At 63.9% G+C, this 17,150-nt stretch carries 14 protein-coding genes; 10 read left to right on the top strand and 4 right to left on the bottom strand.

The window, feature by feature from the left end:
* The first annotated feature begins 18 nt into the window (after positions 1–18).
* On the top strand, positions 19–840 hold the full coding sequence (locus IVA75_RS34150) for an NAD-dependent protein deacetylase (RefSeq protein WP_247287563.1): 822 nt from the start codon (positions 19–21) through the stop codon (positions 838–840).
* 51 nt (positions 841–891) lie between these two features.
* On the opposite strand, the gene IVA75_RS34145 is transcribed toward IVA75_RS34150, so the two are convergent.
* Positions 892–2,004 carry a hypothetical protein gene (locus tag IVA75_RS34145; protein ID WP_247287564.1) on the bottom strand — a complete coding sequence of 371 codons (1,113 nt, stop codon included), beginning with the start codon at positions 2,002–2,004 and terminating at the stop codon, positions 892–894.
* Between the two features lie 255 nt (positions 2,005–2,259).
* Between IVA75_RS34145 and IVA75_RS34140 the strand changes: the two genes are divergently transcribed.
* The 8 genes from IVA75_RS34140 (at position 2,260) to IVA75_RS34105 (ending at position 12,341) form a co-directional block, all read left to right on the top strand.
* The gene (locus IVA75_RS34140) at positions 2,260–4,344 is read left to right on the top strand and encodes a hydantoinase/oxoprolinase family protein (RefSeq protein ID WP_247287565.1); all 2,085 of its coding nucleotides are present in this window, start codon (positions 2,260–2,262) and stop codon (positions 4,342–4,344) included.
* Between the two features lie 2 nt (positions 4,345–4,346).
* Positions 4,347–6,005 carry a hydantoinase B/oxoprolinase family protein gene (locus IVA75_RS34135; RefSeq protein ID WP_247287566.1) on the top strand — a complete coding sequence of 553 codons (1,659 nt, stop codon included), beginning with the start codon at positions 4,347–4,349 and terminating at the stop codon, positions 6,003–6,005.
* 39 nt (positions 6,006–6,044) lie between these two features.
* Positions 6,045–7,043 carry a TRAP transporter substrate-binding protein gene (locus IVA75_RS34130; protein ID WP_247287567.1) on the top strand — a complete coding sequence of 333 codons (999 nt, stop codon included), beginning with the start codon at positions 6,045–6,047 and terminating at the stop codon, positions 7,041–7,043.
* 9 nt (positions 7,044–7,052) lie between these two features.
* A complete protein-coding gene (locus IVA75_RS34125; protein WP_247287568.1) occupies positions 7,053–7,646 on the top strand; it encodes a TRAP transporter small permease in 594 nt (197 codons plus the stop codon).
* A 34-nt stretch (positions 7,647–7,680) separates the two neighbouring features.
* On the top strand, positions 7,681–8,985 hold the full coding sequence (locus IVA75_RS34120) for a TRAP transporter large permease subunit (protein ID WP_247287569.1): 1,305 nt from the start codon (positions 7,681–7,683) through the stop codon (positions 8,983–8,985).
* A 354-nt stretch (positions 8,986–9,339) separates the two neighbouring features.
* Positions 9,340–11,058 (top strand): PQQ-binding-like beta-propeller repeat protein, encoded by a 1,719-nt coding sequence (locus IVA75_RS34115; protein ID WP_027570317.1) that lies wholly within the window; start codon positions 9,340–9,342, stop codon positions 11,056–11,058.
* Positions 11,059–11,190: 132 nt separating this feature from the next.
* Positions 11,191–11,541 (top strand): cytochrome c, encoded by a 351-nt coding sequence (locus tag IVA75_RS34110; RefSeq protein WP_155810168.1) that lies wholly within the window; start codon positions 11,191–11,193, stop codon positions 11,539–11,541.
* 32 nt (positions 11,542–11,573) lie between these two features.
* Entirely contained in the window at positions 11,574–12,341 is a 768-nt protein-coding gene (locus tag IVA75_RS34105) for a transporter substrate-binding domain-containing protein (protein WP_247287570.1), read from the top strand.
* 80 nt (positions 12,342–12,421) lie between these two features.
* Here the strand turns inward: IVA75_RS34105 and IVA75_RS34100 are convergent, their stop codons facing one another.
* Positions 12,422–13,066: a glutathione binding-like protein gene (locus IVA75_RS34100; protein WP_247287571.1), complete on the bottom strand. Its 645-nt coding sequence runs from the start codon at positions 13,064–13,066 to the stop codon at positions 12,422–12,424.
* 115 nt (positions 13,067–13,181) lie between these two features.
* On the opposite strand from IVA75_RS34100, the gene IVA75_RS34095 reads away from it, so the two are divergent.
* Positions 13,182–13,826, top strand: coding sequence for a TetR/AcrR family transcriptional regulator (locus IVA75_RS34095; protein WP_247287573.1), 645 nt, complete (start codon positions 13,182–13,184; stop codon positions 13,824–13,826).
* 165 nt (positions 13,827–13,991) lie between these two features.
* On the opposite strand, the gene IVA75_RS34090 is transcribed toward IVA75_RS34095, so the two are convergent.
* Entirely contained in the window at positions 13,992–15,959 is a 1,968-nt protein-coding gene (locus tag IVA75_RS34090) for a methyl-accepting chemotaxis protein (RefSeq protein WP_247287574.1), read from the bottom strand.
* 118 nt (positions 15,960–16,077) lie between these two features.
* A complete protein-coding gene (locus IVA75_RS34085; protein WP_247288291.1) occupies positions 16,078–17,043 on the bottom strand; it encodes a glyoxylate/hydroxypyruvate reductase A in 966 nt (321 codons plus the stop codon).
* Positions 17,044–17,150: the final 107 nt, after the last annotated feature.

Genomic DNA, 17,150 nt, shown 5'->3' with positions numbered 1-17,150 from the left:
GCGGACTACATCTGCGTCATGGCAAATGATCCGCTGGCAAATCATCCGCTCCAGGATTTCGTCGGCCGGCACGAACGTCTGTTCTTGCTGACCGGTGCTGGCTGCAGCACCAATTCTGGCATTCCCGATTATCGCGACAGTCACGGCAACTGGAAGCGGACCCAGCCGGTGAACTTCCAGGCTTTCATGTCGGAAGAGCATACGCGTCGGCGCTATTGGGCGCGCAGCCTGATCGGCTGGCGGCGGTTCGGCCAGGCGAGGCCGAACGATGCGCATCACGCGCTCGCCCGGCTCGAGGCGAGCGGGCGTTGCGGAATGCTGCTGACCCAGAACGTCGACCGGCTGCATCAATCCGCCGGCCACCGCCAGGTGATCGACCTGCACGGCCGGCTCGATCTGGTCCGCTGCATGGGCTGCGGCCAGAAGACGCCGCGGAGCGAATTCCAGGAGACGCTCGGCCACGCCAATGCGGAATGGTTGACGCTCGATGCCGCCGATGCGCCCGACGGTGACGCCGACCTGGAGCATGCGGATTTTTCGTCGTTCAATGTGCCTGCCTGCGGGGCCTGCGGCGGCGTCCTCAAGCCCGATGTCGTGTTCTTCGGCGAGAACGTCCCGCGCGACGTGGTCGCTACCGCGCAGGATCATCTGGCGCAGGCCGACGCCATGCTCATCGTTGGCTCATCATTGATGGTCTATTCCGGCTTCCGCTTCGTGCAGGCTGCCGCGCACCGGCAAATCCCGATCGCTGCGGTCAATCTCGGACGCACCCGCGCCGATGATCTCCTCACGCTGAAGGTCGAGGAGCGCTGCGAAGCGGCGCTTGCATTCCTGCTCTGATCACACGCCAGGTCTCAAGCTGGAACGGCTTTGATGTCAGCTGAAATCTCGCTACTTGACGGCGTTCTCGGATTGCAGTGACGGATCCTTGCCTGCCGACGAGGAAAGGCCCTGTTCAAAAAGGATCGCTTCCCGCTCCCGGCGCTGTTGCAAGCCCGGGACATCAGGCCAGAGGTTCTTCATGGCCCGGATCTGGTCGGAAATTTTGTCGAACTGGCGCTTCTCGATCAGGTCCTTGATGGCACGCATTTCGGCGTAACGTGGTCCTTGAGCGTCAAAGGAGAGCCCTCGGTTGTACGCGATCGATAGAATCGCTCCGTAGGAATCGGGGGGCAGCTCGCGTGCATTCGGCAGGCGAGCGTCAACAGAAGCGGACCAGCGCTCGATTTGCTTGCCAAACACAGCCACCGCATCGTCCCAATTGATTGAGATGTCTTGCAAGCTGGTCGCGAGATCACGGCCAGCCGGCCCCTTGATCGACGCGGCTACGGTCAACCGATCGAGGTCTGACGCGGGAAGCAAGCGGCCCCAGTCCTGATTGAACTGATTTGGAGATACGGAGCCCAAGTCATAACCGATCCCGATGGTGACACCGTTGTTTCCGCCGACCCATTTCGGGTGCGTATAGGTTTTTTGGTAGTTCTCGCGGCTATTGACCTCAAAACTCGCTATCATTTCCAGCGCTCTCGGCGAAAGCCTCCGAGACAGCGAGTCTGGAACAGGGAAAGTTGCTCCGTTCGGCGCGGGGAGAACGGGAGCATCCGTTCTCGCAAGGATCTTTTCCACCAGAGCTTTGTCGGTAATGAGCCCGGTTTCGGCGAGGTATCGAATGTTCTTTCTGGATTGATCGACGTCGCCGACGCTGGCCATCTTCAGGATCAGTTCGCGCTCCTGTTTCTGGGTTTCCAGCTGTTTGTTGCTCTCGAATTTCCTGTTTTCCAGCTCCAGCGAATTGCGGGTCTGCAGGGTGGTCGCCACCACCGAACCGAATATCGTCAGAACGCCTGCCATCAACGTCGTCGTCAGCGGAGAAAACGCGCGGGCGAACCAGCCATTTTCGTGCAGTTTCTGTTCGAGCTCCAACCTCTTCAGCGGAAGCTCATCCTGCCATCGTTGCTGTTCGAAAAGGAATTTGCGCTCCTCGAGCGAAACGTCGTCCGGCATGCAAGTCACTCCTGGGAATGGCTGCCGCGCGAGAATAAGCACGGATACAATCTTCAGTAAAGAACGAGCGCGTCGATAGGAGCGCTGCGAAGCGGCGCTTGCATTCCTGCTCTGATCGCGCGGGCTGCGAACACGCCTTGCCTATTGCATGGGTGCCAAGCAGAATAGCTGGACGCAGCATGTTCCTGTCGCCCATGGCATGGAAATTGCTGCGCTTTTGTCCTCAGTCTTGACGATCAGCACGGAGAATTTGGAATGCTTGAGGGAGCCGAGGTGCGGCTTGCCGTTGATATCGGTGGCACGTTCACCGACATCGTGCTGGACGTGGGGCAGGATCGCAAGACGCGCAAATTGCTGACGACGCCGCAGCGGCCCGAACAGGCGGTGCTCGATGGCATGCGGCTCATTCTTGCTGATGCGCGTGCCCATATCAGCGACATCGACGTCTTCATTCACGGCACAACGCTCGCGACCAACGCCATCATCGAGCGTCGCGGCGCGAAGACGGCGCTGATCGCGACCGAGGGCTTTCGCGACGTGCTCGATATCGGCACCGAGAGCCGCTACGACCAGTATGACCTCTCCATCGACAAGCCGAAGCCGTTGGCGCCGCGGTCCCTGCGCTTCACGGTGCCGGAGCGTATCGACGCCCACGGTGCCGTCCGCCTCCCGCTGGACGAAGCGGCGGTGCGTGCGCTCGCGCCAAGATTGCGCGCGCTGAACGTCGAGAGCGTCGCGGTCGCCTTCCTACACTCCTACGCCAATCCCGAGCACGAGCGCCGCACGGCCGCGATCATCAGTGAGGAGATGCCCGGCATTTCCGTGACCGTATCGTCCGCGGTGTGCCCGGAGATCCGCGAATATGAGCGGACATCGACGGCGGTAGCCAACGCCTATGTGCAGCCGCTGATCGATGGTTATCTCGCCCGCATGTCCGACGCCTTGCAGGTCGAGCAGTACCGCGGCGCGATCTATCTCGTCACCTCCGGCGGCGGTGTCACCTCGATCGAGACGGCGCGGCGCTTTCCGGTGCGTCTCGTCGAATCCGGTCCTGCCGGCGGCGCCATTTTCGCGGCGCAGATCGCGGCGCGTCTCGGCGAAAGCAAGGTGCTGTCCTTCGACATGGGCGGCACCACGGCAAAGATCTGCCTGATCGAGAAATACCAGCCCGAGACCTCGCGCGTGTTCGAGGTCGATCGCGCTGCACGCTTCCTGAAAGGTTCAGGTCTGCCGGTGCGGATACCCGTGATCGAGATGGTCGAGATCGGCGCCGGCGGCGGCTCGATTGCCCATGTCGACGCGATGAAGCGCGTCACGGTCGGCCCCGAGAGTGCCTCCTCGGAGCCCGGGCCCGCCTGCTACGGCCGCGGCGGCCTGCGCCCGGCCGTGACGGATGCCGACGTTGCGCTCGGCATGATCGATCCCGACGATTTCGCGGGTGGAACGATCAAGCTCGACCCTGAACTCTCGAAGCAGGCGCTGCTGCGCGCCGTGGGCGAGCCGCTCGGCCTGTCGGCGGAAACCGCGGCCTATGCCGTGCACGAGGTCGTCTGCGAGAATATGGCGAGCGCGGCGCGCGTGCATGCGGTGGAGCGCGGTGAGATTGTCGGGCAGCACACGCTGATCGCCTTCGGCGGCGCGGCGCCACTGCATGCGGCGCGGGTCGCCGAGAAGATCGGTGTCTCCCGCGTGATCGTCCCTTCCAATGCCGGCGTGGGTTCGGCCGTGGGCTTCCTTGCGGCTCCGATCGCCTACGAGCTGGTGCGCAGCCGTCATGTGCGGCTCGACGATTTCGACACCGAGGGGGTCTCCGACCTGCTCCAGGAGATGGTGACCGAAGCGCGTGCGCTGGTCGAGTCGGGCGCGGCCGGTGCGCCAGTGCGCGAGCGCCTCGCCGCCTTCATGCGCTATGTCGGCCAGGGCCATGAGATCACGGTCGAGCTGCCGAACCGGCGGCTGACGACGGCCGATCTGGCCGGCCTGCGCCAGAAGTTCGAAGCGGATTATGCGGCGATGTTCGAGCGGTCCATCCCGGGTGCGGCGATCGAGGTGTTGAGCTGGTCCGTGCTCGCGACGACCGAGGCGCGCAATCCGGCCACGGTCGCGGCCGTTACGCGCAAGCCGGCCGGGAAGGCGAGCGGCAGCCGCAAGTTCTTCGACGGTCGTGCAGGGGAGGTGATCGAGATCCCGCTCTACCGCCGCGAGGACATGGCGCCGGGCGCGACGATTGCGGGTCCCGCGGTGATCGCCGAGGACGAGACCTCGACGTTCGTCTCCAACAGTTTTGATGCCCATATCGACGGTGCCGGCAGCATCGTCATGGAACGGAAGGCGGCCTGATCATGAGCAAGGCAAGCGGCGCGAGCCTGATCGACCTCCAGATCATGTGGCACCGGCTGATCGCCGTGGTCGAGGAGCAGGCGCAGGTGCTGCTCCGCACCGCCTTCAGCCCGATCGTGCGCGAATGCGGCGACCTCTCGGCCGGCGTGTTCGACCTCAAGGGACGGATGCTGGCGCAGGCGGTGACGGGCACCCCCGGCCACGTCAATTCGATGGCTGAATCGGTCAAGCACTTCATCGCCCACTTTCCGATCGAGACGATGAAGGAGGGCGACGCCTACATCACCAACGATCCCTGGATGGGCACCGGGCATCTCAACGATTTCGTCGTCACCACACCCTGCTTCAAGGACGGCAAGCCGGTCGCGCTGTTTTCCTGCACCAGCCATCTCATGGACATCGGCGGCATCGGCTTCGGGCCCGACGCCACCGACGTGTTCATGGAAGGGCTCTATATCCCCATGCTGAAGCTGATCGACCAGGGTGTCGTCAACGAGACGCTGATGGCGATGATCCGCACCAACACGCGGCTGCCGATCGACACCGAGGGCGACACCTACTCGCTCGCCGGCTGCAACGACGTCGGCTGCGAGCGCCTGGTCGAGATGATGACCGAGTTCGGCATCGACACGCTCGATGCGCTCGGCGACTACATTTGCGACCGCTCGCGCGAGGCCGTGCTGGCCGAGATCGCCAAGCTGCCGAAGGGCACCTGGCGCAACACCATGGTGGTCGACGGCTATGACGCGCCGGTCTCGCTCGAGGCTACGCTGACGATCTCGGACGAAGGCATCCACGTCGATTTCGACGGCACCTCGGCCGCGTCCCGATTCGGCATCAACGTGCCTCTGTCCTACACCATCGCCTACACGGTGTTCGGTCTCGGCTGCGTCGTCGCCTCGCAGATCCCGAACAATGCCGGCTCGCTCTCGCCGCTGACGGTGTCGGCTCCCCCGGGCGCGATCCTCAATGCGCCGAAGCCGGCGCCGGTCGCCTCGCGTCACATCATCGGCCAGATGCTGCCCGACGTCGTGTTCGGCTGCCTGCGCCAGATCATTCCCGAGCGCGTGCCCGCCGAAGGCACATCGTGCCTGTGGAATCTCAACGTGCGCGGACAGACCCGCTCGGGCGCCGGCGGCAATTACGGGTTCTCGATGGCGGTGACCTCCAATGGCGGCACCGGCGCGCGCTTCGCGAAGGACGGGCTGTCGGCGACCGCCTATCCCAGCGGCGTGCGCGGCACGCCGGTCGAAATCGCCGAGACGCAGACGCCGCTGATCTTCTGGCGCAAGGAATTGCGTCCGGATTCCGGCGGGGCAGGGCGCACCCGCGGTGGCCTCGGCCAGATCATCGAGGTCGGCAGCGGCGTCGATGCGCCGTTCGACATTCTGGCGGCGTTCGACCGCATCGATCATCCGCCACGCGGCCGCGATGGCGGCAAGAACGGCGAGGCCGGCTATGTCGGCCTGAAGTCCGGCAAGAAGCTGCGTGGAAAAGGCTTTCAGCAGGTGCCGCCAGACGACCGGCTGGTGGTGCTGACACCAGGCGGCGCCGGCATCGGCGATCCCCGGGAGCGCGCGCCGACAGCCGTCAAGGACGATATCGAAAGCGGCCTCGTGTCTGCCGACAACGCGGTTACAGTTTATGGGCATGCGCGATGACGTTTCAGGCGTTGTGCGCGTAGCAAACGGAGGGGCTCAATGATCACGCGACGGAATTTTACCGCGGGCGCAACGACGCTGCTCGCCGCCGGCCACATCTCGACCCGCGCGCGAGCTGCGACGGTGAGCTGGGACATGTCGACGGTATGGCCCGACGGCAATTTCCACACCCAGAACGCGTTTGCCTTCGCGGAAGAGGTGAAGAAGCAGAGCAGCGGCTCGGTCGCAATCACCGTGAAGGCCGGTGGACAGCTCGGCTTCAAGGGTCCCGAACATCTGCGCGCCGTGCGCGACGGCCTGGTGCCGCTCGCCGACGTCCTCAACATCCAGCAGGTCGGCGACGAGCCCTTCATGGGCGTCGAAAGCATTCCCTTTCTCTGCGGCTCAATGGACGAATTGAAGGTGCTGCACAAATATGTGCGGCCCGAATACGAGAAGGTCGCCGCGCGCAACAACCAGAAAATCCTCTACATCGTGCCCTGGCCGACGCAATATCTGCATCTCAAGGTCAAGGTCGCCGATGTCGACGGCTTGAAGAACATCAAGATCCGCGTGCCCGACAAGAACGCCGTCGACATGCTGGCCGTGGTCGGCATGGCGCCGGTGATGATTCCCTGGGGCGAGACCATCCCCGCGCTGGCCTCGGGCGCGGTCTCCGGCGTCTCCACCTCGGCGGTGTCGGGCGTCGACGGCAAGTTCTGGGAATTCCTGAAATACATCTACCCGACCAACCACGTCTGGTCGTCGCAGATGCTCACCGTCAATCTCGATTCCTGGAAGGCACTGAGCGCCGATCAGCAACAGCTTGTCGCCGGCATTGCCGCCAAGATGGAGCCGGGCTTCTGGGCGAATTCGCTCAAGGCGGACGTCGACAGCCTCAACCGGCTCAAGGAAGGCGGCATGGAGGTGGTGCCGGTCTCGGAGGCCATGATCACGGACATTCGCGCCAAGACCGCGCCGCAGCTCGACGCTTTCGTCAAGCGCGTACCGGCGGCCGACAAGCCGGTGCGGGCCTATCTCGCCGAAATGAAGCGCTGAGGACTTGCAGTGGCGGATGTTTTGCCTGCGTCGTCCCAAAGTCTCAACGCAGCGGCGCCGGCGCCGCTGCGCATCCTGCTCGACGGCATCGACCGTCTTGGCCGGCTGGACGGGTGGATTGGGGGCGGCTGCCTCTTGATGCTGACGCTGCTGATGCTGTGCGAGGTAGCAACGCGCTTCCTCTCGAACTTCCTGCCGTTCTTTCCGCCCACGATCTCGATCGCGTGGGAGTATTCCTCCTATCTGATGGCGGCGTCCTTCACCTTCGGCGCCGCCATGACCCTGCGCGTCGGCGGCCATATCCGTGTCGTGCTGCTGCTGAAGAACGTCCCCGCTCCGTTTCAGCGCGCGATCGAAATCCTGTCGGCCGCCGCGGGCTTCGCCTTCATGGCCTTCCTGACATCGTCGATGGCGAAGTTCGCCTTCGGCGCCTATGTGCGCGGCCAGGTTTCGACCTCGAGCGACACCCCGCTGTGGTTTCCGCAGGCCGTCGTCACCTTTGGCATGCTGCTGCTGACGCTCCAGTTCCTGGCGCGCGCGATCCAGGCCGTGCTCGGCCTGCCGCTGGAGGATCACCGCATGAAGGCCTCGCCCGTCGAATGATCGCCCACGCGCCAGCCAGCGGACACCGGATTCCATGACCATCGAAGTCGTTGCACTCTTTGCGATCCTGTTTGCGCTTCTGGCGTGCGGCGTCTGGATCGGCCTGACGCTTGCGCTCACTGCGACGCTGCTGCTGGCGATGTTCCGCTCGATCCCGCTCGACAAGCTTCTGCCGCAATACGCCTGGAACATCCTTACCACGCAGGAGCTGCTGGCGTTGCCGCTGTTCATCCTGATGGGCGAGCTGCTGTTTCGCACCCGTCTGTCGCGTTCGCTGTTCCAGGGGCTCGCGCCCTGGGCGGGGCTTCTGCCGGGTCGTCTTCTGCATGTGAACGTGATCGGCTGCACCATCTTCGCGGCGATCTCCGGCTCGTCGGCGGCGACGACGCAGGTGATCGGCCGTATGTCGCTCAATGAGTTGCTGCGCCGTGGCTATTCCCGCGACATCGCGATCGGCTCGCTCGCCGGCGCCGGCACGCTCGGCTTCTTGATCCCGCCGTCCAACATCATGATCATCTACGGCGTGCTCGGCGACGTCTCGATCCTGAAACTGTTCACCGCCGGCGTGCTGCCCGGACTGTTGCTGGCGGCCACCTTCATGGGGTGGGTGATGCTGCACACGTCCCTCAACCCCAGCATGGTGCCTGAGACGGAAGCCAAGCTCTCGCAGGTGCCATGGCGCGAACGTTTTGCGGCGCTGAGGGATCTCGCGCCTGCGCTGTTCCTGATCGCCTGCGTGCTCGGCTCGATGTATGGCGGGCTGGCGACGCCGTCGGAGGCCGCCGCGGTCGGCGTGCTCGGCGCGGCGCTGGTCGCCTGGGCGCAGGGCTCGATGTCGCAGCAGGTGATCCGCGACGTGCTGATCGGCTCGGTCGTGACCTGCTCGATGATTGCACTGATCGTGCTCGGCGCCTCGATCCTCGGCAACGCCGCGGCCTTCCTTGGCATCCCGCAGGCCGTCGCCGCCTTCGTGAAGGGCTTGGGGTTATCGCCCTTCATGCTGATCGTGGTGCTGATTATCTTCTATCTGATCCTCGGCTGTTTCCTCGACGGCTTCTCGATGATCGTGATGACGTTGCCGATCGTGCTGCCGATCGTGAAGGGCGCTGGCTTCGACGAGATCTGGTTCGGCATCTTCCTCGTGCTGGCGGTCGAGATGGCGCAGATCACCCCGCCGGTCGGCTTCAACCTGTTCGTCATCCAGGGCCTGACCGACGATGGCCTCGGCTACATCGCGCGCGTCACGATGCCGTACCTGCTCATCATGGTGGGCTTCGTGCTGTTGCTGACGCTCTGGCCCGGCATCGTCACGATCCTTCCGCGCGTGCTGTACGGGTAAATCCTTCCTCGGGCCTTGGCGCTATCGCCGCCCGCAGCAGTCTGAGACTGCGAGGCCAAACGAACCGGTCAGCGCAACTGACGTTTGTAATCCGCGCCGCGCGTCAAATTCGCGCCGTGCGCGTGTTCCATCTTTGCGCTCCTCGTCATCCGGCGTACGCTGCTGGAGCGAGGATAAGCGCAACTGCAACCAGTCCAGAGACGTAGCACCTTTTGGCGATGTCCGCCGAGAGAGATCGAGGGCCGTCGGCGGCTCGTATGCGATGGAGAAGGCCGACAGAGAGCGGACTGCAGCATCCCTCGCGGTGGCGTCTGTGAGACGCAAGTTAAACAGCCATAAAAGCGGGAGGAACGGATGAGGAAGCGTTGGTGTAAGTCTGGTCTACCTCTTATTGCCGGCGCGACGCTGATGGTGTCGTCGGCCTTGGCCCAGTCCGTGGATACTGCGCGGATCGAGAACGGCGGTCAGAACGATTGGCTGACCTATCACGGTTCATACAAATCCTATCACTACAGCCCGCTGGCGCAGATCAACGCAAACAACGTCGGTAATCTGAACGTTGCCTGGACCCATATTCCAGGACGCTCGACCCGCGGCCTGCAATCGATGCCCCTCGCGGCGGATGGCGTGCTCTATTACTCGGGTTCTTACAGCCGGGTTTTTGCGCTCAACGGCGCGACAGGCGAGGTGATCTGGTCTCATTTTCCGGAGCTGGACGAGGCACTGATCTCCCGTCAGACCCATTCCCCCTACAATCGCGGCGTAGCGCTCGGCGAGGGCAAGGTTTTCGTCGGCACCATGGATGGCAGGGTTCTTGGCCTGGATATGAAGTCGGGGAAGGTCCTCTGGGAAACCAGGTTGATCGACTCGCAGAAGCTCACGGTCGGTTTCACCGGTGCACCGCTTTACGCGAAGGGTACGGTGATCATCGGAGCGCAAGGCGGTGAATGGCCGGGCCGCGGCCCGATCTTCGGCCTGGATGCCACCACCGGGAAGAAGAAGTGGGAGTTCTTGACCGTCGCCGGCACCGACGAGGCCATGAAGACGTGGGGAAACGATTCCTGGCGCACCGGCGGGGGTGGCGGCTGGATGCCGGGCACTTACGACTCCGAGACCAACACAATCCTGTGGGGCACCGCAAACCCGGCGCCGCTCTACGATTGGTCGGGCGCCGATTACAAGACGCAAGGCGCGCGTCCCGGCGACAATCTCTACACGAGTTCGGTGATCGGTCTCGACGTCGATACCGGCAGGCTGAAATTCCATCATCAGGAATTGCCGCACGACGCCTGGGACTTCGACAGCGCGGTCGGCGAGTTTGTGATGCTCGAACGCGACGGTCAGAAGTTCGTGGTTCACCCGAACAAGGGCGGTTTCGTCTTCGTCTATGACCGCAATCTCGCCGTGAAGAACGTCTGGCGGCTCGTTGAGAACATCAATTTCGTCAAGGATATCGATCCCAAGACGGGTGCCTTGATCGGCCGTCGCGACTTCAGCGCCGGGAAGGTCACCGAACCGCCGCTGTGCCCCTTCATTGGCGGCGGCGTCAGCTGGAACGCCGGCTCCTACAACCCGAAGACCGGCCTGTACTACAAAATCGGCCAGGAATGGTGCATGACGCTCGACGTCCAGAAGACGACGCCGGTCACAGCGCCCCAGGTCCAGCTCAACATCGGCGCCGATTTCAAGATGGTACCTCCTCCGGGCGGAGAGATTTATGGACATCTCGACGCGCGCGACCCCATCACCGGCGCCAAGAAGTGGGAGGTTCGCTATCCCGAGCCGCCGCTCGGAAGCGTGCTGTCAACTGCGGGCAATCTCGTATTCGTGCCCGACTCCCGCGGCATCCTTCATGCCTACGATGCCGAAACCGGGGCTGAGCTGTGGAGTCACAACAACGGCACCGGCCACCAGGGCGGCATCGTCAGCTATTCCGTCAATGGCAAGCAATACATTGCCGTAGTCGCTGGCTTTGGCGGCATGCTGGCGGACGAATACGCGCCAAACTTCGGCGGCGCCTACAAGAGCATGCCGCGTGATGACGGGGCGCTTGTCGTCTTCAGCTTGAAATAGATCATCGCAGATTGCCGGGGAGCAGGCGCAAGCTTGCTTCCCGTGCATTGGAATTTCCCGGTGTGCTTCAGGACTCGTGCTTCAGGACTCGTGCTTCGAGACGTGGCGCTTCAGGATATGGAGCTGGATACCTTGAACTTGCATTTCAAGAAGATCACCGCGCTGCTATCGGCGGTGCTGGGCGCCTCGTCGCTGTATGCCGCACTGGTTCAGGCGCAGTCTGCCACTCCCGTACCCGACAACGGGACGCTCGACGTCGAGCAGTTATTCGCAGGGACTTGCGGCTTTTGTCACTCTGCTGGCGGTCGGGCCGCCGGCAAGGGACCGCAACTGATGAATTCGCCGCGCGACGACGACTATCTGCACAGCCGCATCAAGAACGGCAAGTCTGGTGCGATGCCGGCATTCGGCGGGGCCTTCACCGACGCGCAGATCGACCAGATCGTCAAATATATCCGCGCCCTGAAGCCGCGCGAGGGCTGAATGACCAGCCGATGTCGATACGAGAACGCGGAATGAAGGCAGTTCTCCCGCTTGTGGTCGGCGCCGCGATCGGATTGCTGAATCCTGCGCAGGGGCGGACCCTGGACGCGATCCGCGCGTCCGGTGTGCTCGGATTATGCGCCCATCCGAACTCGCTTCCGTTCGCAAGCAAGGCGGCCGATCCACCCGGCTTTCAGATCGAATTGGGCGAGGCGCTGGCACACGAGCTCGGCGTCTCGCTGCGTCTCGACTGGATCATCACCCAGTACCAGATGCGGGGCGCCGGATGCGACATCGTTCTGGACGTCATCGCCAACCGCGAAGCGCAGGGTGAAACCCGCTTGAGACTCTCAAAACCGTATTACCGCACGGGCGTCGCGCTCGCCGTCCCCTCATCCAGCGCGCTGGCCTCGTTCCAGAGCCTCAACGAGCATACCAAGGTCGGGGTGCAGGTCGGATCCGTCGCTGCCATGATCATCAGCCAACGGCACGTCCCGACGTCGACTTTCGGCTTCGAGAGCGACAGCCTCGATGCCTTGTCAAACCATGAGATCGATGCCGCGGCGGTCACCCCCACCGCGGCGAGTTATTTCAATCTGACGCATCCGGACAAGGCATTTCGCATCCTGGATCGCGACGAGTCCATAGCCGATCTCAACTGGAACGTCGCGGTCGGCATGGTCCGCCCGGATGATGCATTGCGCGACATCATCGATGGAGCGCTTGAACGGCTGCGAAGCGACGGCACGATCGATCGGATATACGGCCGCTACGGGGTCGTACTGCAGACGCCGAAATAGATTGTTCCGGACGCGGTCAGTCGCGCTTTTACCCGTCGTCCCGGCCGCATTGGCCGGAACGACGTCGTTTCGAATGTCGCTTACGCCGCGGCCTTCTTCCGCGCCTGCTCGGCCTTGTACAGCTCGAACTCTTCCGCGATCGCGCGTGCGACCGACGGCCGTTGACGCAGGCGTTCGTAATAGGCCTTCACGTTCGGCCATTTGGCGAGCTCGATCGGCGGCGTCGCCATGGTCCAGTTGATGACCGTGACGAGATAGGCGTCGGCGACGCTGAAATGGTCGAGCAGGAAGTCGCGCCCCTTCAGGTAATTGTCGAGATAGTCCAGCCGCGACAGGTTCTTCTCCAGTGCGTAGGCTTTCGTCTCCTGCGGCGCCTTGCGGTCGAGCACCGGGATGAACAGGCCCTTGTGCAGTTCGGTGCCGATGAAGCAGAGCCACTGATGCAGCCGCGTGCGATCGATGCCCGCTGCGGCGCCGAGGCCCGATTGCGGGAAGCGGTCGGCGATATATTGCAGGATCGCGGCGTTCTCGGTCAGCACCACGCCTTCATCGGTGCGCAGTGTCGGCACCAGGCCGATCGGATTCACGGTTCGAAAATCAGTGCCGTCGCTCAGCACTGTCTTGCTCGGCGGATCGACTTCGAGATAATTGGCTTCGGCGCCGGCTTCGTACAGCGCGACGCGGCTGGCCATCGAACAGGCGAGCGGCGAGAAATAAAGATCCATCTTGAGTCTCCTTGGGCAATTCCTCGATGTGACTTTGGAGTGTCGCTCAACCCGGCCAGATTGATTTTTGTACTGTCTTGCATATTATGGAGGCGGTCAAGGATTAAATTGCGAAATGGTACAAAAATCGAAGCCGCCAACTGCTGCCACGGAGCCCAAGCGCCGCGGCCGTCCGCGCGCCTATGAACCCGACGTCGCGCTGGGCAAGGCGCTCGACCTGTTCCGCACGCAGGGCTTCGCGGCGACCTCGCTCGACGATCTCAGCGAAGCCACCGGCATGAATCGCCCCAGCCTCTATGGCGCCTTCGGCGACAAGCGCGAGCTCTACATCAAGAGCTACCAGCGCTACCGCGAGGAAGCGCGCGCAGCGATGGTGGAGATCTTTCGCCAGGAGATGCCGGTGCGCCGGCGGCTGGAACGCATCTTCGCCTCCGCGCTGAACATCTATCTCTCCGGCGAGACCGGCCCGCGCGGCTGCTTCACCGTGGTCACAGCGGCCTCCGAAGCGGTCGGCGATCCCGACATCCGGGCCATGGTGCTCGATGGCCTCAACGAGCTCGACAAGGCATTTGCGAGTTGCTTCCGCCGCGCCAAGGAGAAAGGCGAGTTGCCCGACAGCGCCGATCCCGCTGTGCTGGCGCAGCTCGCATCCGCAACCGTGCACTCAATCGCCATCCGCTCCCGCGCGCGTGTGTCGCGGAAGGAGCTTGAGGCGATCGTGAAAGGGGCGATCGACGTGATGGTGGGAGGAAAGAGCTAGGCGGTGGCGTGGCGCGAGTATCTCCCAAACGCCGTTCTGGCGAAAGCCAGGACCCATAGCCACCGAATTTGGTTTGGCGAAGGTTCGGAGTTGCCGCCGTCGCGCCGCAGCTCCTCCCTGGGGTGGGTCCTGGCCTTCGCCAGGACGACACTGAGTTGTAGCCCGCTACGCCGCGCGAATATGCGCGAGGAAGCGATCCACCTCGTCGCGCAGCCGCTGCGATTGTTTCGACAGCTCGATCGCCGAGCCCAGGACTTCCTCGGCCGCTGTTCCCGTCGCGGCGATGCCGGCGGTGACGCCCGCGATGTTTTGCGAGACCTCGCCGGTGCGGGCGGCTGCCTGCTGGACGTTCTGCGCAATCTCCTGCGTCGCGGTGCCCTGCTGGCCGACGGCGGCGGCAATCGCGGCGGAGATCTCGTCGACCTCCTGGATCGTCGCGCAGATCGACTGGATGCCGTCCACTGCGCCGGTGGTCTCGCCCTGTACTGCCGTCACCTGCGCGCCGATCTCCTCGGTCGCCTTGGCGGTCTGGGTTGCCAGCGCCTTCACCTCGGAGGCGACCACCGCAAAGCCGCGGCCGGCTTCCCCCGCGCGGGCCGCCTCGATCGTCGCGTTGAGGGCCAGCAGATTGGTTTGCTCGGCAATGCCGCTGATGAAGGAGACGACGTCGCCGATTTTCTGCGCGGCGTCGGCCAGACTCTGCACGCGCGCATTCGACCGTCGCCCGTCGCTGGCAGCTTTGCCGACCACCGCCGTCGCGTGCGCAAGGCGCCGGCTGATCTCGGTCATCGACGACGATAACTCTTCCGCGGCCGCAGCAACCGTCTGCACATTCTCGGAGGCGAGCGCCGAGGCCGATGACACCGTGCCGGTCTGCTGCCGTGATCGCTCGACGATATCGGACATCGAGCGCGCCGTGTTCTCCATCTCGACCGCGGCCGAGGAGACCGTGGTGACGACATCGCGGATGCTGGCTTCGAAATTGTCGGCGAGCGCGGCGAAGGCGCGCCGTTTCTCCGCTTCGGATTGCGCCTTGGTGTCGGCCTGTTCGGCCTGGAGCCGGTTGAAGTTGAGGGCGTTGTCGCGGAACACTGCGACAGCCTTGACCATCGCGCCGACCTCGTCATTCGCCTTGCTGGCGGGGACGGTGACATCGAGGTGTCCGTCGGCCAGCTCGCGCATCACGCTCGTGATGGAGATGATCGGACGCGAGATGCTGCGGGCGATGAGATAGCCGACAATGGCGGCGAGCACGAGCCCGAGCGCGGCGATGCCGAATGCCAGCAGCCAGGCACGGTCGGCAGAGGCCACATAGTCGGCATTGTCCATCACCAGTTCGACCGCGCCGAGCGGCTTGCCGGAAAAATCCCTGATCGGCCCGAGCAGCGCGGCCACCGGCGTGGTGTCGAGCTTGGCCTGCCGTACCGTGAAGTCGCCGCCGGCGGCGCGGCCGTAATCGGCCGCATCGAAGAAGCTCTTGCCCTTCAGTGTGCCGCCGAACAGCTTGAAGCCGCCGCCGTCCGCGAGATGGAAGGCGATGTCGACATGGCGGTTGGTCTTGAAATCGTCGAGGAAGGACTGGCCGAAGGTCAGGCCAAACTCCACTGAGCCGAGATGCTTGCCGCCTTGCGCGATCGGCACCACGCCGCGGATGCCGAGCCCGGCCAGGCCGCCCTCGAGCCCGACCACGACCTTGTGCTCCTGGTTGGCGATGATCACGGTTTTGCGAAAGCCCGAGAGGTCGTCGCCAAATTTGGCAGGCTGGTGCACGCGCAAGAACGAGGTCGCGGGCGCCACGTGGAATTGGAACTGTTCGACGCCGTACTCCGATTTGGTCGCGGCAAACACCGGCCCGAACAGGCCGATTAAAGCGTTGCGATCCTGTTTGGCCATCGCGTCCTGCGTCGCGGGCATCGCGGCCACGACGGCGCTCATGGCGGCGGCACGCTGGGATTCCTCGGCAATTCGCGACTGGAGCGCGTCGTAATGACTGCGAAGCTCGCGCTGGTCGGCCCGGTCGATGATGCCGGAAATGATCCACATCGCCCCGAGCACGGCGAACAGGGCGGTCGCCGCCGCCGTCACCGCCAGCGCAACCGTGATCCGCATCCTGAGGCCGAGCGTGAAGCGCATGTCCGACTCGTTCGTTGAGCGTTGATTAACAACGCCTATCAACTTCTCGCTAAGAGAGGGTGAACGGGATACCGGCCGGCGATCAGTGATTTTACGGGCCCGGGTGGCACGTGAGGTCTCAGTACCCCCGCGTCCGGTCCACCACGTTCTCCAGCACACCACCCGCCTCGAACTGCGCGATTTGCTGGGCGACATAGGTCGAGATCGCATCGGCGTCGGTATCGGCGGCGTTGTGTGGCGTTAGCAACACCTTGGGATGGGTCCAGAACCGGCTATCCGCCGGCTGCGGTTCCTGCACGAAGACGTCGAGCGAGGCGGCGCCCAGCGTGCCGTCGTCGAGGCAAGAAAGGATGTCGGCTTCGTTCTGCAGGCCGCCGCGGCCGGCGTTGATCAGCACGGGCGCACCGAGTGGGCTTTTGCGGTTGAGCTTGGTGAAGACGTCGCGGTTGAGGATGCCGTGTGTATCGGGCGTCAGCGGCAACAGGCTGACGAGAATATCGGTCGTGCGCAGGAACGCGTCGATCTGCGCCGCGCCGTGGAAGCATTCGACACCCGCGATCGTGCGCGGGCTGCGGCTCCAGCCGGCGACGCGGAAACCAAGCCGCCGCAGCACATCGGCCGCGTCAGTGCCGAGCGTGCCCAGTCCCATGATACCGACCGTGACGGCGCTCGCCGGCCATTGATAGGTCGGCTCCCAGCGCTTTTCGCGCTGCGACTGGCGCAGATAAAGCTCCTGGCGATGGTGCATCAGCACGTGCTGCACGACGTATTCGGTCATGCGGCCGGTCAGATCGGGCACGGCGACACGCACCAGCGGCACGTTCGGAAGGCTCTTGTCCGCCATCAGCGCATCGACGCCGGCGCCCAGATTGAAGATCGCACGCAGATTGGGGAAAGAGCCGAGGTCGCCCGGCACCGGTTTCCACACCGCGGCATAGTGCACCTCGGCCGGATCGAGCCTGGGATCGGGCAGCAGCGCCACGCGGCGGCCGCCGCTGACCGCGTCGAACCGGGCCTTCCAGCGCTCCGGCAGCCAGTTCTGCTGCGTGCTGTTGATCAGGACGGCCAGTGTGCCAACGGTCATTCGAAGTGCCCCTTGAGGTTCCGCTTTTGAAGGCTCTCCTTGGCACGATCTGCCGGATTTTTCTTGCAATTTTTTTCCGCAGCCATGTCGGGGCAAGGCATACTGGA

This window comes from Bradyrhizobium sp. 134 (assembly GCF_023074155.1).
Classification (GTDB): Bacteria; Pseudomonadota; Alphaproteobacteria; order Rhizobiales; family Xanthobacteraceae; genus Bradyrhizobium.
Note: the sequence above shows the minus strand (reverse complement) of the source record. Positions and strands in the feature narration are given on the sequence as shown.

Excerpts from the sequence above, each read along its gene's own strand:
- IVA75_RS34150 (WP_247287563.1), top strand. The coding sequence starts at position 19 with ATGGCAAATGATCCGCTGGCAAATCATCCGCTCCAGGATTTCGTCGGC.
- IVA75_RS34145 (WP_247287564.1), bottom strand. The coding sequence starts at position 2,004 with ATGCCGGACGACGTTTCGCTCGAGGAGCGCAAATTCCTTTTCGAACAG.
- IVA75_RS34140 (WP_247287565.1), top strand. The coding sequence starts at position 2,260 with ATGCTTGAGGGAGCCGAGGTGCGGCTTGCCGTTGATATCGGTGGCACG.
- IVA75_RS34135 (WP_247287566.1), top strand. The coding sequence starts at position 4,347 with ATGAGCAAGGCAAGCGGCGCGAGCCTGATCGACCTCCAGATCATGTGG.
- IVA75_RS34130 (WP_247287567.1), top strand. The coding sequence starts at position 6,045 with ATGATCACGCGACGGAATTTTACCGCGGGCGCAACGACGCTGCTCGCC.
- IVA75_RS34120 (WP_247287569.1), top strand. The coding sequence starts at position 7,681 with ATGACCATCGAAGTCGTTGCACTCTTTGCGATCCTGTTTGCGCTTCTG.
- IVA75_RS34115 (WP_027570317.1), top strand. The coding sequence starts at position 9,340 with ATGAGGAAGCGTTGGTGTAAGTCTGGTCTACCTCTTATTGCCGGCGCG.
- IVA75_RS34105 (WP_247287570.1), top strand. The coding sequence starts at position 11,574 with ATGAAGGCAGTTCTCCCGCTTGTGGTCGGCGCCGCGATCGGATTGCTG.
- IVA75_RS34100 (WP_247287571.1), bottom strand. The coding sequence starts at position 13,066 with ATGGATCTTTATTTCTCGCCGCTCGCCTGTTCGATGGCCAGCCGCGTC.
- IVA75_RS34095 (WP_247287573.1), top strand. The coding sequence starts at position 13,182 with ATGGTACAAAAATCGAAGCCGCCAACTGCTGCCACGGAGCCCAAGCGC.
- IVA75_RS34090 (WP_247287574.1), bottom strand. The coding sequence starts at position 15,959 with ATGCGCTTCACGCTCGGCCTCAGGATGCGGATCACGGTTGCGCTGGCG.
- IVA75_RS34085 (WP_247288291.1), bottom strand. The coding sequence starts at position 17,043 with ATGACCGTTGGCACACTGGCCGTCCTGATCAACAGCACGCAGCAGAAC.